Consider the following 22,407-nt stretch of genomic DNA (forward strand, 5'->3'; position numbering starts at 1 on the left):
CCGAGACGGCGGAGGTGGGACAGGCTGGCACGGCAGCCCGCGGACCGCGGGCTGCCGTCCGGCCGGGCGCGCGGACGGGGATACGGGGAGGAAGCGGCAATGGCATTGAGCAGCGGACTCGACTGGCTGCTGGACGACCTGACCAAACGGATGGAGCAGGTACGGCACGCGTTGGTGCTCTCCAACGACGGGCTGGTGACCGGCGCGAGCGAGGGGCTCGGGCGGGAGGACTCCGAGCACCTCGCGGCCGTCGCCTCGGGACTGCACAGCCTCGCCAAAGGGTCGGCGCTCCACTTCGGAGTCGGGCGGGTGCGCCAGACCATGGTCGAGTTCGACGACGGGGTGCTCTTCGTGACGGCGGCGGGTGACGGCAGTTGCCTGTGCGTACTGGCCGGCGCCGACGCCGACATGGGCCAGATCGCCTACGAGATGACGCTGTTGGTCAATCGTGTCGGGGAGCACCTGGGCGTGGCGGTCCGCCGACCGGAGAGTTATCCACAGGCTGGAGGCAGGGGTTGACGCACTGTCATTGACTGCGGCTACAGTCGTCACTGTCAGTGATCGACCGAGTTGCGGGGGAACCGACATGGCAGTGATGTGCGACGGGCGGCAGTCGCTCGCGATGGGCCGCGCGGCCCATGAACTGGAGCTGAGGAGCGGCGAGTTGGAGCTCGCCACCCAGCTCGGAGAAGTACGAACGGTCCCGGCCGCCGGCAGCGACGGCCGGCCGGGCGGCGCCGCAGCGCCCGGCCGGCGCCGGGTCCCGGCCGAGGAGGTCGCCCGGCTGCAGACCGAGCCGGGCTTCCCGGACGCGCTCCGCGAGCGCATCCGCACGGTCAGCACGACCGAAGCCGCCGCCTTGATGGGCATCGGACCCGGCCGCGTCCTGCGCCTGACCCGCGCCGGCTGCTTCGGCCCCGTCCGGTTCTACGTGAACCGCTACGGCGCGGTGGTCTGGCTCTATCTCGCTTCCGAAGTCGCCGACTTCGCCGACCGCGAACCCGATCTGATGCGCGGCAACACCCCCGCCGCGATGCGGGTGATGCTCGAAAGCGGCCAGGACTGGCGCGCGCGTCAGTGGCGCAGCCGACGGGTCGCCCAGCTCATGGGGCAGACCGAAGACTCCTGGGAGTCGGCAGCGGTGATCGCCGCCGTACTCCCCCCGGAGGAACTCGCCTCAGTGGCCGAGAACCCGCTGGAACGCTCCCTGCTGCGCAGGCTCCGCCCCACCCTCGCGACGGTGATCACCTCGACCCCGGCGGCCCGGGAGTCCTTCGACCGGGTGCTGACGGCGGACGAGTTCGACGAGGTGATGTGGTATCGCGTCCACCTCGCCCGCGCCCTCGAACAAGCCCGCAGGGAAGAACCAGGACGCGTAAGGCCCCCGGCCGCCGCGGCGACCACCACCCGACCGGGTCAGCCGCCCAGCTTCCTGAACAGCCCCTCCTGGACGACCGAGACCAGGAGCCTGCCCTCACGGTCGTAGATCCGTCCCCGGGCCAGACCCCGGCCGCCGGTGGCGATCGGCGACTCCTGGTCGTAGAGGAACCACTCGTCAGCGCGGAACGGGCGGTGGAACCACATCGCATGGTCGAGCGAGGCCATGTCGAAGCCGCGCGGCCCCCAGAGCGGCTCGATCGGGATGCGGACGGCGTCCAGCAGCGTCATATCGCTGGCATAGGTCAGCGCGCAGGTGTGCACGAGCGGATCGTCGCCCAACGGCCCGACCGCGCGCATCCACACCGCGCTGCGCGGTTCCGCACCCTCGATCTCGTCCGGCGTCCAGCGCAGCCGGTCGACGTACCTGATCTCGAACGGCATCCGGCGCGCCATGCGCTCAAGCGCCTCGGGCAGACCGCTCAGATGCTCGCGGACCTCGTCGGCAACCGTCGGCAGGTCCTCCGGGTCGGGCACCGCCCGGCGCATCGGCAACTGATGATCGAAGCCGGGCTCCGGCTTGTGAAAGGAGGCGGTCAGATTGAAGATCGTGCGTCCTTCCTGGACGGCGACGACCCGGCGGGTGGTGAACGACCGCCCGTCGCGGACCCGCTCGACCTGGTACACGATCGGCACCCCGGGCCGGCCCGGCCGCAGAAAGTACGCATGGAGCGAGTGGACCGGGCGGTCACCATCCGTGGTCCGCCCGGCGGCCACCAGCGCCTGGCCCGCGACCTGGCCACCGAAGACCCGCTGGAGGCTCTCCTGCGGGCTGCGGCCCCGGAAGATGTTCACCTCGATCTGCTCGAGATCCAGCAGATCGACCAGCCTCTCGGCAGGATTCGTCATGACCGGTGGCCCTCCGTCACATCCCTCGGCGGCCTCGGGCGAAGCCGTCGCCTCACAACTGACCCACATCCGTGACCCGCACCACCGCGCGGCCCTCCTCGTCGGAGGCGGCCAGATCCACCTCCGCGGAGATGCCCCAGTCGTGATCACCGTTCGGGTCGGCGAAAGTCTGCCGCACCTTCCACAGTCCGTGCTCGGCATCCTCCTGAATCTGCAGCAGCTTCGGACCGCGCGCGTCCGGACCGGTACCCAGCTCGTCGTATTCGTCCCAGTAGGCGTCCATCGCCTCGCCCCAGGCGTCCGCGTCCCAGCCGGACTCCGCGTCCATCTCGCCGAGTTCCCCGACCTTGTCCAGCGCCGCCAGCTCCACCCGCCGGAACATCGCATTGCGCACCAGCACCCGGAACGCCCGGGCGTTGGCCGTGACCGGCCGGACCTGATCGGCCCGCTCCTGCGCCTGGTCCGCCGTCTCCACCTCGGGGTTGGCGAGCTGCTCCCACTCGTCCAGCAAACTGGAGTCGACCTGCCGCACCATCTCGCCGAGCCAGGCGATGATGTCCTCGAAGTCCTCGGACTTCAGATCGTCCGGCACGGTGTGATCCAGCGCCTTGAACGCACTCGCCAGGTAGCGCAGCACGATGCCCTCGGTGCGCGCCAGCTCGTAGAACGACGTGAACTCCGTGAAGGTCATGGCGCGTTCGTACATATCGCGGATGACCGACTTCGGCGACAGCGGATGGTCGCCGACCCAGGGGTGGCTCTTGCGGTACAGCCCGTACGCGTGGAAGAGCAGCTCCTCCAGCGGCTTGGGGTACTCGACGTCCATGAGCCGTTCCATGCGCTCTTCGTACTCGACGCCGTCGGCCTTCATCTGGGCCACGGCCTCACCCCGGGCCTTGTTCTGCTGTGCGGCCAGGATCTGCCGCGGATCGTCCAGCGTGGACTCCACGACCGAGACCATGTCCAGCGCATAGGACGGCGACTCGGGGTCGAGCAGGTCGAACGCCGCCAGCGCGAAGGTCGACAGCGGCTGGTTGAGCGCGAAGTCCTGCTGAAGGTCGACGGTCAGCCGCACGATCCGGCCCTCCGCGTCCGGCGCGGACAGCCTCTCCACGATCCCGCCGTCCACCAGCGACCGGTAGATCGCGATGGCCCGCCGGATGTGCCTGAGCTGGTTCTTGCGCGGCTCGTGATTGTCCTCGAGGAGCTTGCGCATGGCGACGAAGGCATTGCCCGGCCGGGCGATCACCGACAGCAGCATCGCGTGCGTCACCCGGAAACGCGAGGTCAGCGGCTCAGGATCGGAGGCGATCAGCTTCTCGAAGGTGTTCTCGCCCCAATTGACGAAGCCCTCCGGCGCCTTCTTGCGCACCACCTTCCGGCGCTTCTTCGGATCGTCGCCCGCCTTGGCCAGCGCCTTCTCGTTCTCCACGACGTGCTCGGGAGCCTGCGCGACCACAAACCCCGCGGTGTCGAAACCGGCCCGGCCGGCGCGGCCCGCGATCTGATGGAACTCCCGCGCCCGCAGCGTCCGCACCCGCGACCCGTCGTACTTGGTCAGCGCGGTGAACAGCACCGTACGGATAGGGACATTGACGCCCACGCCGAGCGTGTCCGTACCGCAGATGACCTTCAGCAATCCGGCCTGCGCCAGCTTCTCGACGAGCCTGCGGTACTTCGGCAGCATTCCGGCGTGGTGCACCCCGATGCCATGGCGGACGTAGCGCGACAGGTTCCGCCCGAACTTGGTGGTGAACCGGAAGTTCCCGATCAGCTGAGCGATCTCGTCCTTCTCGGCGCGCGTGCACATATTGATGCTCATCAGCGCCTGCGCCCGCTCCACGGCGGCGGCCTGGGTGAAGTGCACGATGTAGACGGGCGACTGGCGGGTCTCCAGCAGCTCGGTCAGCGTCTCCGTCAGTGCCGTGGTCCGGTACTCGTATGACAGCGGCACCGGCCGCGTCGCCGAACGCACCACCGTCGTCGGCTTCCCCGTGCGCCGGGTCAGGTCCTCCTCGAAGCGCGACATGTCGCCGAGCGTCGCCGACATCAGGATGAACTGCGCCTGCGGCAGCTCCAGCAGCGGAATCTGCCAGGCCCAGCCACGGTCCGGCTCGGCGTAGAAATGGAACTCGTCCATCACGACCTGGCCGATGTCGGCGTCCTTGCCGTCCCGGAGCGCTATCGAGGCGAGAACCTCGGCCGTGCAGCAGATCACGGGAGCATCGGCGTTGACCGACGCGTCACCGGTGAGCATGCCGACGTTCTCGGTGCCGAACAGCTTGCACAGATCGAAGAACTTCTCCGACACCAGCGCCTTGATGGGCGCGGTGTAGAAGGTGACCTGGTCATTGGCGAGAGCGGTGAAGTGTGCACCGGCCGCCACCATGCTCTTGCCGGAGCCGGTGGGGGTGGACAGGATGACGTTCGCTCCCGAGACCACCTCGATCAGCGCCTCCTCCTGGGCAGGGTAGAGCGAGATGCCCTGCTGCTCGGCCCAGCCCGAAAAGGCTTCGAAGAGGGCATCGGGGTCGGCGTCGTTCGGCAGATGATCGATGAGGGTCACGCCCCCCATACTGCCTGTCTTCGGCCCGGATCAGGGAACCGGCGACCGAGAGGGCGCCCCGCAGAAGATCACCACATCGCCTATCGCCCCGCCCCGGGCACCCGCCCGCCCCGCCAAACAGCCCGCAGCCCGCCGCCAAATCCTCACTCCACCTACTCTGACCTGCGCAAACGAGGTCCCCGGGGCCGGACCCGAGCACCCCCTCGGCCAGGGCGAACCACGCCGCGGTGGTGGGGGAGCGGGTCCAACGCCGGTGCATCGCGACCCTCCGTAGCCAGGACACCCGCGAAGGCTTCCGCACAATGCCTTCACATTCCGCGCGCGACTGCGTACGCACTGTTGTCGCTGATGGGCATTGCGGGGTGATGGCGGGCCGGGACGTGGTGGAGATCACCTGGGGTGGGGTGGGGTGGGGTGAGTGGTGTGGTCGGGATGTCTGGGGCGGGAGGTCTGGGTCGGGATGTCTGGTGAGAGGCAGGGGCCTGGGCCGAGGGGCGTGGGTGGGGTGGAGCACGGGCGTGGATGGGGCGCGGGCGTAGATGAGGCGGGCGTGGACGAGGCGCTGGCGTGGACGGGGCGTCGGCGTGGATGAGGCGCTGGGTGGATGGGTGAGGAGGTCGGGTTGAGGGGCGGAGGTGGAGGTGCGGAAGGGAGGGCGTCCACGCTGGAGGTGTGGGGGCTGTGTGCGGGGGCTCGCTGGCCGAGTGCCTTGGGAGTGGAGAGGGCTGGGGGCTGGGGTCCGTGCTGGGTCTGCAGGCTCGGGCTGAGGGCTGAGGGCTGAGGGCTGAGGGCTGAGGGCTGGGAGGCGGGCCGGGCGAGGGTGTGTGGTTGGGAGTGGGCGGCCTTGATTGGAATGGGCGGGGCACTCGGCCGGAGCGGGGCGCTCGGTCGGAGTGGGGGCTGCTCGGTCGAAGTGGGGCTCGGTCGGAGTGGGCGGGGCTGGGTTGGGAGTGACGGGTGGTGGCTCGGCTGGGCTCGGGGTGCCGTTGCTGGGATCGCTCTTGCTCGGCGGAGGCACTCGACCGGGTTCGGTGGGGCTTGGCTGAGGTGGGTGGTGGAGCACCGACGGGGAGCGGTGGGGAGAGCGCGTCGGGAGGGGTGGAGGTAGCGCGTCGGGAGCGATGAAGGCCGCTTGGGAGGGTGTGGGCCGTCGATGGGGAGGGGCGGGCTCGGCTGGGAGTGGGGTGAGGCACGCAGGGGAGTGAGGCACGCGGGGAGTGGGGTGAGGCACGCAGGGGGTGGGGTGCCCGTCGGCGTTGTGGGTGCTGGCGGACTTGTGGCAGCGGTGGTGTGGTGGGGGGCTGTGCGGGGTTGGGGGTAGTTGGGCGGGCGGGCGGGCGGGCGTGCGGGTGGGGGAGGGGTGGGGTGGGGCGGGGGGCGGGGGGGAGGCCCCCCGGGGTTGGGTTACCCGCTCCTTGGGCGGAGATCATCTGACGCTACGCTGAGTCGCCGACCGGGCGTCTGAAGCGCGGTCAAAGAGCGTGCGACGCAGAAGAACGAGGGGTGGGAACGACCATGATGGGACCGGCGCACTCGCTGTCCGGGGCCGCGGCCTGGCTTGGGGTGGGCGCGGCGGCCGCTGCCGCCGGTCATCCGATGCCGTGGCCGGTGCTCGTCTGCGGAGCTCTGATCTGTGCCGGAGCGGCGCTTGCCCCGGACCTCGACCACAAGTCCGCGACCATCTCGCGGGCGTTCGGGCCGTTGTCGCGGATGCTGTGCGAAGTGGTGGACGCCATCTCGCACGCGGTCTACAAGGCGACCAAGATGCGTGGCGACTCGAACCGTTCTGGGGGCCATCGCACGCTCACCCATACCTGGGTGTGGGCCGTGCTCGTCGGCGGTGGGATGTCGCTGCTGGCGATGCAGGGGGGGCGCTGGGCCGTGCTCGGCATCCTCTTCGTTCATATGGTGCTCGCCATCGAGGGGCTGTTGTGGCGGGCGGCACGAGTCTCCAGCGATGTGCTGGTGTGGCTGCTGGGCGCTGCCTCGGCTTGGATCCTGGCCGGCATTCTCGACCAGCCGGGCAACGGCGCGAACTGGCTGTTCACCGATCCGGGGCAGGAGTACCTGTGGCTGGGCCTGCCGATCGTGCTCGGTGCGCTGGTCCATGACATCGGCGATGCGCTGACCGTCTCGGGCTGCCCCGTGCTGTGGCCCATTCCGATAGGCCGTAAGCGCTGGTACCCGGTCGGGCCGCCCAAGGCCATGCGCTTCAAGGCCGGCAGCTGGGTGGAGCTGAAGGTGCTGATGCCGGCGTTCATGGTGCTGGGCGGCCTCGGCGGCTTGGGCGCGCTGGACTACATCTGACGGCCAATCATCGGATTCCTGACCGCGAGGCCCTCCGCAATTCCCTTCGCTGCCGGTCTGGTCAGACCTCCGCTGCCGGACTGGCCAGTCTCCGGGCCATTCGCCCTCCGGCCACCAACCTCCCGCCACCCAACCTCCGGCCACTCCTCCCGGGCAACCCACCCTCCACCCCGCTCGCCCCGGACCGCCCGACCTGCACCCCGCTCGCCCCCGGAAGGTTCGGCTCCCCGCATCCCCCAGCGGCAGCGTCAACCCCCGGCCTCAACCCCGGGACCCTCAACCCCGGGACCCTCACCCCCGTCCCCCAAGCCCCCGCCCCCTAAGCCCCAGCCGCCGCCCTCCCCCACATCGCCCATCACATCGCCCATCACCTCACCCATGCCAGGACCTCCACAGCGCTGCGTACGCGCCGTCGGCCGTTACCAGTTGGTCGTGGCTGCCGAGTTCGCTGATGCTGCCGTCCTCGATGACGGCGATCAGGTCGGCGTCATGGGCGGTGTGCAGGCGGTGGGCGATGGCTACCACCGTGCGGCCGTCCAGGACCTTGCCCAAGGAGCGTTCGAGGTGGCGGGCCGCGCGGGGGGCGAGGAGGGAGGTCGCCTCGTCGAGGACCAGGGTGTGGGGGTCGGCGAGCACCAGACGGGCCAGGGCGATCTGCTGGGCCTGGGCCGGGGTCAGCGTGTGGCCGCCCGATCCGACCTCGGTGTTGAGGCCGTCGTCCAGGTTGCGGGCCCATTCGGCCGCGTCCACCGCACCCAGCGCCGCCCAGAGTTCGGTATCGGTCGCTCCCGTACGCGCCAGCTGAAGGTTGTCGCGCAGTGAGCCGACAAAGACGTGGTGCTCCTGATTGACCAGCGCCACCTGTTCGCGGACCTGCTCGGCCGGCATCGCGGAGAGCTCGGCCCCGCCCAAGGTGACGCTGCCCGTGCGCGGGCCGTAGACCCCCGCCAGCAGCCGGCCCAGTGTCGACTTCCCCGCGCCGGACGGCCCGACCAGCGCCAGGCGGCTCCCCGGACGGATCCGCAGCGATACCTCGCGCAGTACGTCGACGTCGGCGCGGTAACCGAAGGTCACGTCGTCGGCGCGCAGGTCACGGCCGTCGGGAGACCGCTCCGCGTCCGCCGTCTCCGGTTCGATCTCGCGGACGCCGACGAGCCGGGCGATGGACACCTGGGCCACCTGCAGCTCGTCGTACCAGCGCAGGATCATGCCGACCGGCTCGATCATCATCTGGGTGAGGAGTGCCCCCGTCGTCAGCTGCCCCGGGGTCATCCAGCCCTGCATGACGAAGGCTCCGCCGAGCAGCAGCACCGAGCCCAGCAGCAGCACATGCGTCAGATCGATGATCGGGAACAGCACCGAGCGGAGGAAGAGTGTGTAGCGCTCCCATTCGGTCCAGGAGTGGATGCGCTCCTCCGAGAGGGCGATACGGCGGGCGCCCAGGCGGTGGGCTTCGATGGTGCGGCCGGCGTCGACGGACTCGGTGAGTACGGCGGAGACCGCGGCGTAACCTGCGGCCTCCGAACGGTAGGCGCCCGGCGCCCGTTTGAAGTACCAGCGGCAGCCGATGACCAGCAGCGGCAGCGCGATCAGCACGGAGAGCGCGAGCGGCGGCGCGGTGACGGTGAGCCCGCCGAGCAGCAGCCCCACCCACACCACACCGATGGACAGCTGCGGCACGGCCTCGCGCATCGCGCTGGAGAGCCGGTCGATGTCCGTGGTGATCCGCGACAGCAGGTCGCCGGTCCCGGCCCGCTCCAGCACGCCGGGCGGCAGCGCCACGGACCGTACGAGGAAGTCCTCGCGCAGATCCGCCAGCATGCGCTCGCCCAGCATCGCACCGCGCAGCCGGACCATGCGGACGAAGACCGTCTGGGCGGCCAGGGCGAGGGTGAAGAACGCGAGGGTGCGCCCGAGCTGGAGGTCCCGGCTGCCTGCGGCCAGCCTCTCGACGAGGCCGCCGAGCAGATAGGGGCCGACCATGGAAGCGATGACCGCGGCGGCGTTCACGGCCACCAGTACCGAGAATTCGCGGCGGTGACGGCGGATCAGGCCGCGCACGTAGCTGCGTACGGTTGCCGGTGAGCCGACGGGCAGCGTGGTGCGGGTCTGCGGGGCGTCCGGATCGTGCTCCGGCGGCGCCAGGCCGATCATGCGGTCTCCTCGGTCTGGTCGGTTTCGTCGGTCTCATCGGTCTGGGTGATCTGATGGGCCTGCTCGTTCCCTGCCCGCTCGTTCCCTGCCCGCTCGCTGTGGTCCGTCTCGCGGGTGACGACGGCGCGGTAGGCGGGGTCGCTGTGCAGCAGTTCGCGGTGGGTGGCCTCGGCGACGACCTTGCCTTCGGTGAGGAAGGCGACCTGGTCGGCCCGGTCCAGGAGGAGCGGGCTGGAGGTGAGGACCACCGTGGTGCGGCCCGTTCTGATCTCCCGCAGTCCATCGGCGATCCGGGCCTCGGTGTGGGCGTCGACGGCGCTGGTCGGCTCGTCGAGCACCAGCACCTCCGGGTCCGTGACCAGCGATCTGGCGAGTGCCAGCCGCTGTCTCTGGCCGCCGGACAGCGACCGGCCGCGTTCGGTGATGTGGGTGCGCATGGGGTCGCCGGAGTCGTCGACGGACGCCTGCGCCAGGGCGGTGAGTACGTCGCCGCACTGGGCCGCGGTGAGTGCCTCGGCCGCGGGTACGCGTCCGGAGGACGGTACGTCGAGCAGTTCGCCGAGGGTGCCGGAGAGCAGCATGGGGTCCTTGTCCTGGACGAGTACGGCCCGGCGGGCGGCGTCGCGCGGCAGGTCGTCGAGAGGGGTGCCGCCGAGGACGACGGACAGCAGACCCTCGCCACCGCCGTCCATGGGGTCACCGGATCCTCTCTGGTCAGCGGCGTTCGTCTGCTCGGCGCCGTCCCGCTCCGTGCCCGGCGGATGCCCGCCGAGGCGTTCGGCGAGGCGGCCCGCGGTGTCGGGGTCGCCGCAGACCACCGCGGTCAGCCGGCCGGCCGGGGCGGTCAGGCCGCTGACCGGGTCGTACAGGTCGCCGGTGGGCGTCGCCCCGTGTTCGGTGGCCCGGCCGCCGGTCGGCCGGCTGAGTGCCAGCACGCGGGCCGTACGCTTCGCCGACGGCCTGGCGAACGAGAAGGCCTGGGCGAACTCCTCGAAGTGCTGCAGCGGGAAGAGAAGGAAGGTGACCGCACTGTAGACCGCGACGAGTTCGCCGACGGCGAGGGTGCCGTCGAGGGCGAGCCGGGCGCCGTACCAGACCACCGCGATGAGCAGCAGACCCGGCAGCGCTACTTGGACGGCGGCGATCAGGGACCACATCCGGGCGCTGCGGACGGCGGCCTTGCGCACCTCCTGGGAGGCGCTGCGGTAGCGGCCGAGGAAGAGCTGCTCGCCGCCGATGCCGCGCAGTACGCGCAGTCCGGCGACGGTGTCGGAGGCCAGCTCGGTGGCCCGGCCGGCCTTCTCGCGCTGTGCGTCGGCGCGTCGGGTCGCGGGCGGCAGCAGCGGGAGTACGGCCAGCGCGAGTACGGGCAGGCCGAGTGCCACCACGGTGCCGAGCTGCGGCTGGCGGATGACCAGGGCGACGGCGACGCCGACCGCGGTCACCACCGCCGAGCCGAACCGGGAGGTCGCCTCGAGGAACCAGCCGATCTTCTCCAGGTCGCCGGTGCTGACGGCGACGATCTCGCCGGACGCCATCCGCCGGGTCATGGTCGAGCCCAGCTCCGTGGTCTTGCGGGCGAGCAGCTGCTGCATCCGGGCGACGCTGGTGATCCAGTTGGTGACGGCCGTGCGGTGCTGCATCGTGCTGCCGAGCGCGATCAGCCCGCCCAGCGCCACGACCAGGCCACCGGCCAGGGCGAGTCGGCCGCCGTCGCGGTCCAGCACGGCCTGTACGGCGATGCCCACCGGCAGCGGGAACGAGGCGAGGGCGCCGAGGTTCACCAGCCCCCAGCAGAGGGCCTTGAACTGGCCGCCGAGCTGCTGTCTGTAGAGCCAGCGGAGGAAGGTGCCGCCCGTCCGGACGTCCGGGACGCCCGGGTCGGGGTGCGGCAGGTCGCGAATATGCATGGTGTCCCAGGCGAAAGTCGTGGTGGGGGCGGCGGAGCGCCGGCCGGCAGGCGAAATGCCCTCTCGCCCGTCTCGTCATCGGCGGAGGTTCTGGAAGGTTGGCCCGCGGCATGGGGGGATTTCAAACGGTTTTACCGCTGCGGTCATATGATTCGGACAATCGTGTGGGGAGGTGCGCGCGGCGCGTGGGTACTGAACGGTCGTCAGGCAGACGGTGCGACCATGGGGGCATGCGGACAGCGGGCGGTGTGGTGCTGAGGGCGGCGGTGGCCGCGGCGGGGCTGGTGCTTCTGGCGGGCTGCGGTGGCGGCCCGATCGGCCGGGACGGCGGCGGCAAGGACGACGGCGCGGGCAAGGGCGAGCGCCCGGGCGGACCGGCCCGAGGGGCGTCCGCCACCACTCGTCTCAAGGCGATCCCCGGGGTCGGCACCGCGCTGCGGTCGCGGATCCCCGCCGCTTCCCGTCAGGTCGTCGCGGTCCACGGCGAGGGTGTGGACTCCGCGGACTCGACGGTCGTCCTCTACGAGAAGGACGTCAAAGGCTGGGAGCGCAAGGGCAGTTGGGTGGCGCACAACGGCCGGCGCGGCTGGACGGTGAACCACCATGAGGGTGACAAGCGCAGTCCCGTCGGGGTGTTCACGCTGAGCGACGCGGGCGGCGTGCTGGCGAATCCCGGCACCAAGCTGCCCTATACGCACTCTTCGGCGTTCACCCCGCCGTCGTACTGGCCGCGGAGCACCCGGCACGACTTCGACTACGTCGTCGCGATCAACTACAACCGGGTCAAGGGCACCACCCCGCTGGACCCGACCAGGCCGGACGGGCAGTCCAAGGGCGGCGGGATCTGGCTGCACATGGACCACGGCAGCGGGACCTCCGCCTGTGTCAGCGTGTCGAAGGCCGGGATGCAGGCGCTGCTGCGTGCGCTCGACCCGGCGCGGCACCCCGTTGTCGTCATGGGGGACAAGGCGCATCTCGCGGCCTGAGGGCGTACCGGGCGGTGGCCGGAGCGCCGGGCACCGCGTCCCTCCCGGCTTCCGATGCCTGAGGCGGTGGCCCGGCCGCGGGACGGTGCGCGGCCGGGCCCTGGCCGCCCCTACTCCTCCGGCTTCTGCGAATCCATCCCCGGGCGGGACTTCTTCCACAGCCCCCGGGTGAAGTCCGGGATCTCCTGCGGCGCCCCGTTCGCCTTGATGGACAGGTCGCTCAGCGGCACCGGCGCCGTCCAGGTCGCCCCGTCATAGACGTCGAAGTCCGGTACGAGGCCCAGTCGCATGCACTGCATCAGCCGGAAGACCAGCATGTAGTCCATGCCGCCGTGCCCGCCGGGCGGATTGGCGTGCTCCTTCCAGAGCCAGTGGTCCCACTCCGCGTACTTGGTGAAGTCGCCCCACTCGTCGTCGCTCTGGTCCGGCTCCAGGTAGATCCGCTCGGGGTAGTCCTCGAAGACGCCCTTGGTGCCGCCGAGGCTGTTGATGCGGCTGTAGGGGTGCGGGGTGGAGACGTCGTGCTCCAGACGGATCACCCGCCCCTTGGCCGTCTGGACGAGGCTGATCGTCCGGTCGCTCTCGATGTACGACTCCTTCCAGCTGGGGTCGTTCGCCGGCATGTGCGCCCTGCGGTACTCGGCGAGGCCGAGGGCGGGGGTGCCGAAGCTGGAGATGCGGACGGCGCGGTCGCCGCGGTTGATGTCCATGTAGTTGGCGACCGGGCCGAACCCGTGGTTGGGGTAGAGGTCCCCGCGCAGCCGGGTGTGCCACAGCCGCCGCCACGGCCCCTCGTAGTACTTGGGGTCGAACATCAGCCCGCGCAGATCGTGGTTGTATGCGCCCGCGCCGTGCAGCAGTTCGCCGAAGAGGCCCGCGTGTGCCATCCGCAGCACCCGCATCTCGTTCTTGCCGTAACAGCAGTTCTCCAGCTGCATACAGTGCCTGCGGGTCCGCTCGGAGAGGTCGACCAGGGCCCACAGCTGGTCCAGGCGCAGGGCGAGGGGGCACTCCACGCCGACGTGCTTGCCGTTGAGCATCGCCGTCTTGGCCATCTCGAAGTGCCAGTCCCAGGGCGTGGCCACGTAGACGAAGTCGAGGTCGCCGCGTCTGCAGAGGTGCTCGAAGTCATCGTCGCCGTTGGAGTAGACGGCGGGCGCGGGCTGCCCGGCATTGGTGACCTTCTTGGCGGCCTTGGCGGTCTTCTCCTTCACCGGGTCGCACAGGGCGACGACGCGTACGCCCGGCACCGCGAGGAAGAGGTCGATCATGCTGCCGCCGCGGTTGCCGAGGCCGACGATGGCGACGCGTACGGTGGAGCGCCGCTCGAAGGGCACCCCGATCATGGTCTGGCCCTTGGCCGCGGGGGCCGCGGCGGCCGGCGCGGGGCCGGCCGCCTGGGGTGTGGCCGCCGTGGCGGATCCGGTCTTCAGCCCGCCGAGGCCCAGCCCGGCGCCCGCCGCGCCGGCGGTCCACAGGACCGAACGGCGGCTGGGACCCGCCTCGTTGTGGTCGTGGTGCTGCGGTTGTGCCTCGTTCATCGATCCTCCAGGGAGCGGTATTGCGCCGGGCCATGGGTGAACCTCGGTCAGGACCCTGTCGGCCGGGGGCCGGAGGCACAAGAGGGCCGTTTGGACTCTTGATGCGACACGCTTGGACTCTCTTTCGCGCTGCCGGGCGACGACGGTGTGGTGCCGGGTGGTTTCTTGCAGCAACACCGTGCGCGCTCGCGCCTGCATCTTTCGCAAGTCACTGAAAAGCCTTGCAGGAAGGGTTGACGTGTTCACGTTGTTAACGGCAGGCTCCGTACGGAAATCCCCCCATGGCGGCCTGGCGCGTGGCTGCTTCGCGGGCGCGGCGCGGTATGACGCGCCCCATGACGAAGGAGCCGCAAGATGCAGCAACGTTCCCGTGTGCTGGGCGGGGCGCTGGCCGGAGTTCTGGCCGCGGCCGGCCTCGCCACCTATGCGCCGTGGTCCTCCCAGGCCGCCCCGCCCGGCGAAAAGACCGTCACCGCCACGCTGTTCGAGCGTAAGTACGCGGATGTCGCCAAGGCCTGCACCGATCAGCTGGGCCCGGCGGGCTACGGCTATGTCGAGGTCTCGCCGGCCACCGAGCACATCCAGGGCGACCAGTGGTGGACCTCGTACCAGCCGGTCAGCTACAAGATCGCCGGTCGGCTGGGGGACCGGAACGCCTTCGCCTCGATGGTCAGCGCGTGTCACGGCGCAGGCGTCAAGGTGATCGCCGATGCCGTCGTCAACCACATGGCGGCCGGGGCGGGCACCGGCACCGGCGGCACGCAGTACACCAAGTACCACTACCCCGGCTCCTACCAGGACCAGGACTTCCACGGCTGCCGCAAGAGCATCTCCGACTACACCAACCGCGACGACGTGCAGAACTGCGAACTGGTGGGGCTCGCCGACCTGGACACCGGCAGTGACCACGTCCGCACCACCATCGCCGCGTACCTGGACGACCTGCGGTCGCTGGGCGTGGACGGCTTCCGGATCGACGCCGCCAAGCACATGTCCGCGGCCGACGTCGCCGCCATCAAGGGCAAGATGCGCGACCCCGGCTACTGGGTGCAGGAGGTCATCCACGGCGCCGGCGAGGCCGTCCAGCCCGACGAGTACACCGGCATCGGCGACGTCGACGAATTCCGCTACGGCAGCCACCTCAAGAGCGCGTTCCAGGGCGGCGGCATCGCCCAGCTCAAGTCCGTCGCGGACGGCAAACTCGGCAGTGACAAGGCCCGTACGTTCGTCGACAACTGGGACACCGAGCGCAACGGCTCGACGCTCACGTACAAGGACGGCGCGGCGTACACGCTCGCCAATGTCTTCATGCTCGCCTCGCCCTACGGCTCGCCGAACGTCTACTCCGGCTACGAGTGGTCCGACAAGGACGCCGGGCCGCCGAGCGGCAGCGGCGGCTGGACCGATGAGCACGCGAAGCGGGAGATCACCGGGATGGTGGGGTTCCGCAATGCGGTGGGGTCCGCCGAGTTGACCAACTGGTGGGACAACGGGGGGAGTGCGCTCGCGTTCGGGCGCCAGGGCAAGGGGTTCGTCGCCATCAACAGTGGTGACGGCGAGCTGCGACAGACGTTTGCGACGTCGTTGCCGGCCGGTACGTACTGCAATGTGGTCAAGGCGGCGGTGGATGACTGCGGCGGCAACACGGTCACCGTCGGGGATGACGGCAAGGCGGAGGTGACGGTGCCGGGGAAGAGCGCCGTCGCGTTGCACATCGCGCGCTGACGCGCACTCGTCCTCAAACGCCGGACGGGCTGGGATTGTCGCCGGACGGGCGCCGGTCCGCGGGCCGGGTAGCCCGTTCCAGCGCCAGGAGGGCCGAGGAGTAGCCTCGGCCCTCCGTCGCGTGGTCCATGCCGATCTCGCACATGCGGTTCGCCGACAGGTGCGCGTCGAAGTGGCGGGCCGTCACCTCCGCCGCCTCCTTGGCGGTCGCCGACTCCATCAGCTCCGGGTGCAGCATTCCGCGGTCGCCCGCGAAGGCGCAGCACCCCGCGTCGTCCGGCACCACCACCTCCCGCGCGCACGCCTCGGCGACCCGTCGCAGCTGCGCCTCGTCCCCCAGGTGCCGCATGGCGCAGGTGGGGTGGAGCACCGCGGAGCCGACCCTGCGGACGACCGTCAGCCGGGGCAGCAGCTCGTCGGCGGCCCAGACCACGGAGTCGAGGACGGTCAGCTCGGCGTGCAGTGCGCGGTGGTCGGGGGTCAGATACGGCACGACCTCGCGGGCGAGACCCAGGGCACAGGAGGACGCGTCCACGACCAGCGGCAGCCGGCCGCCTGCCGTCCAGCCCCACGCCGCCTCGACGACGCGGTGGGCCATCACCTCGGTGCCGCGCTCATAGCCCTTGGAGTGCCAGATCGTGGCGCAGCAGGTCCCCGTCACGTCCGGCGGGATCCACACCGGCCGGCCGGCCCGCTGTGACACCGCCACCACGGCCTCGGGCAGCGAAGGCCCCTCGTGTCCGTCGGGCTCGCCGAAGATCCGGTTCACACACGCCGGGAAGTAGACCGCGGCCGCCCCCGCCTTCCGCGTCGCGGGGTGCCTGCGGGCCGCCGCGCCGGGCATCTGGGGCAGCCACTGGGGCACGAGGTCGGGGCGTACGGCCCGGCGGGCGGCGCCGGTCAGGGACATCGGCAGCCGGTCGCCGATCCGGTCCGCGGCGGCCACCGCCAGCCGCGCCGACCGCTCGACGGCCCCGAACCGCCGGGCGGCCCGCTCCGCCAGCCACTCCTCGCGCGGTGAGTGCCGGCGGTGCCGGAGCTCCCTCATCAGCGCGCCGGTGTCGATGCCCACCGGGCAGGCCAGTTTGCAGGTCGAGTCGCCGGCGCAGGTGTCCACCGCGTCATAGCCGTACGAGTCCAGCAGTTCGGTGTTCACGGGGGAGCCGGGTGGCTGGCGGAGCATCTCGCGGCGCAGCACGATGCGCTGGCGGGGCGTGGTGGTGAGGTCCTCGCTGGGGCAGGTCGGTTCGCAGAAGCCGCATTCGATGCAGGGGTCGGCGATCGCCTCGATCGCCGGCAGGGTCTTGAGGCCGCGCAGATGGGCGCCGGGGTCGCGGTCGAGCAGGATACGGGGCGCCAGGATGCCGTGCGGGTCCACGGTCTCCTTGATCCGCCACATCAACTCCGTTGCCCGCGCGCCCCATTCGAGCTCCAGGAACGGTGCGATATTGCGGCCGGTGGCGTGCTCCGCCTTCAGCGAGCCGTCGAAGCGCCGCACGATCAGCCGGCAGAACGCGTCCATGAAGGCGGCGTAGCGGGCCACGTCGTCCGGTTCCGACGCGTCGAAGGCGAGCAGGAAGTGCAGATTGCCGTGCGCGGCGTGCCCGGCGACCGCCGCGTCGAAGCCGTGCCGGGCCTGCAGCTCCAGCAGGGCCGTACAGGCCTGGGCGAGCCGGTCCGGCGGCACCGCGAAGTCCTCGGTGATCAGCGTGGTCCCGGGCGGCCGGGAGCCGCCGACCGCCGCGACGAACGCCTTGCGGGCCCGCCAGTAGCCGCTGATCGTGCCCGGCTCCCGGGTGAAGCCATTGGTGACGGACGCGACCGGCGCCACCAGCTCCAACCCGGCCAGCACCTGTGCCGCGGCCCGCTCGTAAGCCTCCTGAGCAGCCTCGTCCGGCGCCCGGAACTCCACCAGCAGCGCGGCGGTCTCCTTGGGCAGCGCCGCCCAGTCCGCGGGCACCCCGGCCACGCTCACCGAGGCCCGCAGCGTATTGCCGTCCATCAGCTCCACGGCCCGCGCGCCCGCCGCGGCGAACCCGGGCACGGCGGCGGCCGCGGCGCTCAGATCGGGGAAGAACAGCAGCGCGGCAGAGGTGTACCGGTCCAGCGGCAGGGTGTCGAAGACGGTCTCGGCGATGAAGCCGAGGGTGCCCTCGGAGCCGACCATCAGCCCGCGCAGGATCTCCACCGGTGTCGCGCCGTCGAGGAACGCGTCCAGGCGGTAGCCGTTGGTGTTCTTGATGGCGTACTTGGCGCGGATCCTGGCCACCAGCGGGCGGTCCGCCTCGATCTCCGCCTTCAGCGCCAGCAGGCCCGCGCACAGCGCCGGTTCGGCCTGCGCCAGCTCCGCGTCGGCGGCCGGATCCGCGGTGTCGACGATCGTGCCGGACGGCAGGACGAGGGTGAGCGAGGCCAGCGTCCGGTAGGAGTTGCGGGTGGTGCCGGCCGTCATCCCGGAGGCGTTGTTGGCGACCACCCCGCCCAGCGTGCAGGCGACGGCGCTGGCCGGGTCGGGGCCCAGCAGCCGGCCGTGGCGGGCGAGCGCGGCGTTGGCGCGCAGCACGGTGGTGCCGGGCCGGATCCGGGCGCGGGCGCCGTCGTCGAGCACCTCGATCCCGGCCCAGTGCCGGCGTACGTCGACGAGGATGTCCTCGCCCTGCGCCTGGCCGTTGAGCGAGGTCCCGGCGGCCCGGAAGACGACGTTGCGGCCCTTGCCGTGGGCGTAGGAGAAGACCGCGGAGACGTCGTCGAGGTCCTCGGCCACCACGACGACCTGGGGGACGAAGCGGTACGGGCTGGCGTCGGAGGCGTAGCGGACCAGGTCGGAGACCTTGTGGAGCACCTTGTCCGGGCCGAGCAGCGCGATCAGGTCGCCGCGCAGCGGCTCGGGGGTGCCCGGCGCCCGGTCGTCGGCCACCCGGTCGTGCGCGGTGCGGTGGCCGGCGGTGGGCCGCAGGGTGCGGGGCTTCGGCTCGAACAGGGGCGGCATGGCGGGCACTCCTCCGGTCGGCTCGGCGTCGGGGCCCCTCCGGCCCCGGTCCGCCGGACAGGCCCCAGCTCGCTCGGCACTGCCCGGCTCAGTGCGGTCTACCCGGTCCGTCGACCAGAGTGGACAGCAGACCGCCCAGCACCTCGCGCTGCTCGGCGGTCAGTGGGGCCAGGATCTCCTCCGCCGCGGCCCGTCGTGCGCTGCGCAACGCGCGGAGTGTGGAGCGTCCGGTGTCGGTGAGCTCGATCCGCACCACCCGGCGGTTGGCCGGATCGGGGACCCGGCGCACCGCACCGTGCGCCTCCAGCGCGTCCACCAGCGTCGTCACCGCCCGCGGTACGACCTCCAGCCGCTCGGCGAGGTCGGCCATCCGGGGCGGGGCGCCGCGGTAGTGGCCGACGATCCGCAGCAGCCGGGACTGCGCGGGGGTGAAGGCGATGTCCAGGTGCTCCAGATGGTGCTTCTGGGCGCGGTGCATCCGCCGCGTCAGCCGTACCAGCTGTTCGGCGACGTTGGCGGTGCTGACCGTCGGCTCGGGGGAGGGCATACCGCGAGGATAGCGGATATCAGGACCTGGTTCATTGTGAGCATAGGTAACAATGAGCTAAGCTCCACGATGCTCGCCCCCCCGGCCGTCCCCGCCCGATTTCCCGCACCCCTCGAAGGAGCCCATGCGCAGCGACGAACCCCAGTGGACCCCACCGCCCAGGGACCCCGAAACGCCGGTCCCGCTACGGCGGATCCTCGCCCTCTTCCGCCCCTACCGCGCCCGGCTCGCCCTCGTCGGCCTGCTCGTCGGTGCCTCGTCCCTGGTCTCGGTGGCCTCGCCCTTCCTGCTCCGCGAGATACTGGACGTGGCGATACCCGGCCGGCGCACCGGACTGCTCACCCTGCTCGCCCTCGGCATGATCGCCACCGCCGTCACCACCAGCGTCTTCGGCGTCCTGCAGACCCTGCTGTCCACCACCGTCGGCCAGCGCGTCATGCACGATCTGCGCACCGCCGTCTACGCCAAGCTCCAGCGGATGCCGCTGGCGTTCTTCACCCGCACCCGCACCGGCGAGGTCCAGTCCCGGATCGCCAACGACATCGGCGGTATGCAGGCGACGGTCACCTCGACCGCCACCTCCCTGGTCTCCAACCTGACCTCGGTCATCGCCACCGTCTGCGCCATGCTCGCGCTCGACTGGCGGCTGACCGTCGTCTCGCTGCTGCTGCTTCCGCTCTTCGTCTGGATCAGCCGGCGGGTCGGCAACGAACGCAAGCGCATCACCACCCAGCGGCAGAAGCAGATGGCCGCGATGTCCGCGATGGTCACCGAGTCCCTCTCGGTCAGCGGCGTTCTGCTCGGCCGCACGATGGGCCGGGCCGACTCCCTCACCAAGGGCTTCGCCGACGAGTCCGAGCGCCTGGTCGGCCTGGAGATCCGCGCCAACATGGCAGGGCGCTGGCGGATGGCCACGATCGGGATCGTCATGGCCGCCATGCCCGCGCTGATCTACTGGGCGGCGGGCCTGGTCCTCCAGCTCGGCGGCCCGGTCTTCTCCCTCGGCACCCTGGTCGCCTTCGTCTCGCTCCAGCAGGGCCTGCTGCGGCCCACCGTCTCGCTGCTGTCCACCGGCGTACAGATACAGACCTCCCTCGCGCTCTTCCAGCGCATCTTCGAGTACCTCGATCTGCCGGTCGCCATCACCGAGCCCGCCGACCCGGTCCGCCTGTCCGCCCCGCGCGGCGAAGTCCGCTTCGAGAACGTGACGTTCCGCTACGACCCCGGGGCGGCACCCACCCTCGACGGCATCGACCTGACGATCCCCGCCGGCGGCAGCCTCGCCATCGTCGGCCCGACCGGCAGCGGCAAGAGCACCCTGAGCTACCTCGTACCGAGGCTCTACGACGTGACCGAGGGCCGGGTCACCCTCGACGGCGCGGACGTCCGTGCCCTGGACTTCGACACCCTGGCGCGGGCGGTCGGCGTGGTCTCCCAGGAGACCTACCTCTTCCACGCCTCGGTCGCCGACAACCTCCGCTTCGCCAAACCCGACGCCACCGACGACGAGATCGAACGCGCCGCCAGGGCCGCGCAGATCCACGACCACATCGCCGCCCTCCCCGACGGCTACGACACCCTGGTCGGCGAGCGCGGCTACCGCTTCTCCGGCGGCGAGAAGCAGCGCCTCGCGATAGCCCGCACCATCCTGCGCGACCCGCCCGTACTCGTCCTGGACGAGGCGACCAGCGCCCTGGACACCCGCACCGAGCACGCCGTACAGCAGGCCATCGACGCGCTGACCGAGGGCCGCACCACCCTCACCATCGCGCACCGCCTCTCCACGGTCCGCGACGCGGACCAGATCGTCGTCCTGGACGGCGGCCGGATCGCCGAGCGCGGCACCCATGACGAGCTGCTCGCCGCCGACGGCCGCTATGCGGCGCTGGTACGGCGTGACGCACACCTCACCCCGGTCGGCGATCAGGTGATGACCGCTAAGTAACTCACGGGTAAGGTCGAGAGCGCGGCGGCCAGTTAGCCGGTCGGGGCGGCCGCCGCACCCCTTCTTCCGTGCCGCACCCGCCGGGCCGCTACAGGGCGGCGAGATCGATCGCGGCGGCCATCGCGCGGTACCCCTCGTCGTTGGGGTGCTTGCGGTCGCCGCTGTCGTAGGCGGGCGCGAGCGCGTCCGGGTCGCCCGGGTCCGCCAGCGCCGCCGCGAAGTCGGCGACCGCGTCGAACTCGCCCGAGGTGCGTATCCAGTCGTTGACCTCCCGGCGCTTCGCCTCGGCGGCCGGAGTGTGGTACTCCGACCCCTTGAAGGGCATGATCGTCGCCCCGGTGATCCGCACCCCGGCCGCGCGGGCCATGGAAATCAGCCTCCGGTAGCCGGCGAGGAGCTCCGCCACGGAATTGTCCGGGTTCGGCTTGTACGTCGGCAGGTCGACCTCACTGAAACCGATGTCGTTGAGGCCCACCAGGACGACCGCGGAGCGCACGCCGGGCTGGTCGAGCACATCGCGCCGGAAGCGGCCCACCGCCCCCTCGCCGAACCACGCCGAGTCGTTGAGCAGCAGATTGCCGCCGATGCCCTGGTTGAGCACCGGGCGCGGGGTGCCCTGCGCGGCCAGCCGCTCGGCGAGCGCGTCCGGGTAGCGGTGGTTGCCGTCGACGGTCGAGGCGAACCCGTCGGTCAGGGAGTCGCCGAAGACCACCACCGTGTCGCGCCGGGCCGGGCCGCCGTCCGCCAGCTCGACGGCGGCGAGGTGGTACCAGGACACCGTCGTCTCGCCGAACGCCGCCGGACCGGACGCCGTGAGCCGGTCGCCCGCGGCGCGGTAGGCCGTGGCGTAGGCCTGGGCGTGGAAGGTCGCCGGTCCGGTGGGACGCGCGAAGTACAGCGAGACGGTCAGCGAGTCGAACGGCGCCGTGGTGAGGCGGGCCGGGTCGCTGTACACCTCGCCGCCCGCCGGGATCCGGACGGACGGTGCGCCGCCGAAGGTGAGCCGGTGCACCGTGCCGTCCTGCACCGCCGCCCCCTTGTCCGTACGGGCGAGGGAGGCGCCGGTGACCTCCAGCGGGGCGGTCCCGTACCGGTTGGAGAGCTTGACCCGGGCCCGGGTGCCGGCGCCGGTGACCCGTACGACCTGCCGCACGGTCTGGTCCGCGAACCCTTCCAGCGCCCAGTTCTCGTGGAAACCCTCGCTGGGGCGCTGCACCGCCGCGCTCCAGCCGGCATTCCAGACAAGGGAGTTGCCGTCGCCGCTCATGATGTTCTGCCGCCTTCCTGTCGTCCGCCGCCTGCTCGGCGGCGATGACAGGGAGTCTGCCGACGGCCGTGCGGGCTACCCAGACCTCTGGTTTGCGTACGCATCGGATGCCTGCCAACGCCAGGGTCACCCTGGCGCCCGCCCGCCGCGCGCCGTCCGTGCGCCGTCCGTACGTCGAACGCCG

Annotated in this window: 14 protein-coding genes; 6 read left to right on the forward strand and 8 right to left on the reverse strand. The window is 71.3% G+C overall.

The features are described from left to right. The first annotated feature begins 99 nt into the window (after nucleotides 1–99). Both ACWD6P_RS12750 and ACWD6P_RS12755 read left to right on the forward strand, forming a co-directional pair. Complete coding sequence (locus tag ACWD6P_RS12750; protein ID WP_451444073.1) at nucleotides 100–519, forward strand: roadblock/LC7 domain-containing protein; 420 nt, start codon at nucleotides 100–102, stop codon at nucleotides 517–519. 67 nt (nucleotides 520–586) lie between these two features. Continuing rightward, entirely contained in the window at nucleotides 587–1,486 is a 900-nt protein-coding gene (locus ACWD6P_RS12755) for a DUF6397 family protein (RefSeq protein ID WP_451444074.1), read from the forward strand. On the opposite strand, the gene ACWD6P_RS12760 is transcribed toward ACWD6P_RS12755, so the two are convergent. Next, nucleotides 1,417–2,286 (reverse strand): acyl-CoA thioesterase, encoded by an 870-nt coding sequence (locus ACWD6P_RS12760; RefSeq protein ID WP_451444075.1) that lies wholly within the window; start codon nucleotides 2,284–2,286, stop codon nucleotides 1,417–1,419. The two genes, ACWD6P_RS12755 and ACWD6P_RS12760, sit on opposite strands and share 70 nt — an antisense overlap. A 52-nt stretch (nucleotides 2,287–2,338) precedes the next feature. Continuing rightward, a complete protein-coding gene (locus tag ACWD6P_RS12765; protein WP_451444076.1) occupies nucleotides 2,339–4,852 on the reverse strand; it encodes a DEAD/DEAH box helicase in 2,514 nt (837 codons plus the stop codon). Nucleotides 4,853–6,367: 1,515 nt separating this feature from the next. On the opposite strand from ACWD6P_RS12765, the gene ACWD6P_RS12770 reads away from it, so the two are divergent. Continuing rightward, entirely contained in the window at nucleotides 6,368–7,159 is a 792-nt protein-coding gene (locus ACWD6P_RS12770) for a metal-dependent hydrolase (protein WP_451444148.1), read from the forward strand. A 372-nt stretch (nucleotides 7,160–7,531) separates the two neighbouring features. Here ACWD6P_RS12770 and ACWD6P_RS12775 read toward each other — a convergent pair whose 3' ends face one another. Then, complete coding sequence (locus ACWD6P_RS12775; protein WP_451444077.1) at nucleotides 7,532–9,313, reverse strand: ABC transporter ATP-binding protein; 1,782 nt, start codon at nucleotides 9,311–9,313, stop codon at nucleotides 7,532–7,534. Next, a complete protein-coding gene (locus ACWD6P_RS12780) occupies nucleotides 9,310–11,223 on the reverse strand; it encodes an ABC transporter transmembrane domain-containing protein (protein WP_451444078.1) in 1,914 nt (637 codons plus the stop codon). Before ACWD6P_RS12780 ends, ACWD6P_RS12775 begins: the two co-directional genes overlap by 4 nt. 230 nt (nucleotides 11,224–11,453) lie before the next feature. Here ACWD6P_RS12780 and ACWD6P_RS12785 point away from each other — a divergent pair, with 230 nt between their 5' ends. Continuing rightward, a complete protein-coding gene (locus ACWD6P_RS12785) occupies nucleotides 11,454–12,209 on the forward strand; it encodes a hypothetical protein (RefSeq protein WP_451444079.1) in 756 nt (251 codons plus the stop codon). Nucleotides 12,210–12,319: 110 nt separating this feature from the next. Here ACWD6P_RS12785 and ACWD6P_RS12790 read toward each other — a convergent pair whose 3' ends face one another. Next, entirely contained in the window at nucleotides 12,320–13,750 is a 1,431-nt protein-coding gene (locus ACWD6P_RS12790; RefSeq protein WP_451444080.1) for a Gfo/Idh/MocA family protein, read from the reverse strand. A gap of 354 nt (nucleotides 13,751–14,104) precedes the next feature. On the opposite strand from ACWD6P_RS12790, the gene ACWD6P_RS12795 reads away from it, so the two are divergent. Further along, on the forward strand, nucleotides 14,105–15,475 hold the full coding sequence (locus ACWD6P_RS12795) for an alpha-amylase (protein WP_451444081.1): 1,371 nt from the start codon (nucleotides 14,105–14,107) through the stop codon (nucleotides 15,473–15,475). Nucleotides 15,476–15,488: 13 nt separating this feature from the next. Here ACWD6P_RS12795 and ACWD6P_RS12800 read toward each other — a convergent pair whose 3' ends face one another. Then, nucleotides 15,489–18,464 (reverse strand): FAD-binding and (Fe-S)-binding domain-containing protein, encoded by a 2,976-nt coding sequence (locus ACWD6P_RS12800; protein ID WP_451444082.1) that lies wholly within the window; start codon nucleotides 18,462–18,464, stop codon nucleotides 15,489–15,491. Between the two features lie 88 nt (nucleotides 18,465–18,552). After that, complete coding sequence (locus ACWD6P_RS12805) at nucleotides 18,553–19,011, reverse strand: MarR family winged helix-turn-helix transcriptional regulator (RefSeq protein WP_451444083.1); 459 nt, start codon at nucleotides 19,009–19,011, stop codon at nucleotides 18,553–18,555. Nucleotides 19,012–19,135: 124 nt separating this feature from the next. On the opposite strand from ACWD6P_RS12805, the gene ACWD6P_RS12810 reads away from it, so the two are divergent. Continuing rightward, complete coding sequence (locus ACWD6P_RS12810) at nucleotides 19,136–20,956, forward strand: ABC transporter ATP-binding protein (protein WP_451444084.1); 1,821 nt, start codon at nucleotides 19,136–19,138, stop codon at nucleotides 20,954–20,956. Between the two features lie 88 nt (nucleotides 20,957–21,044). On the opposite strand, the gene ACWD6P_RS12815 is transcribed toward ACWD6P_RS12810, so the two are convergent. Beyond that, nucleotides 21,045–22,223 carry an SGNH/GDSL hydrolase family protein gene (locus ACWD6P_RS12815; RefSeq protein ID WP_451444085.1) on the reverse strand — a complete coding sequence of 393 codons (1,179 nt, stop codon included), beginning with the start codon at nucleotides 22,221–22,223 and terminating at the stop codon, nucleotides 21,045–21,047. Nucleotides 22,224–22,407: the final 184 nt, after the last annotated feature.

The organism is Streptomyces sp. NPDC002446 (genome assembly GCF_053595675.1).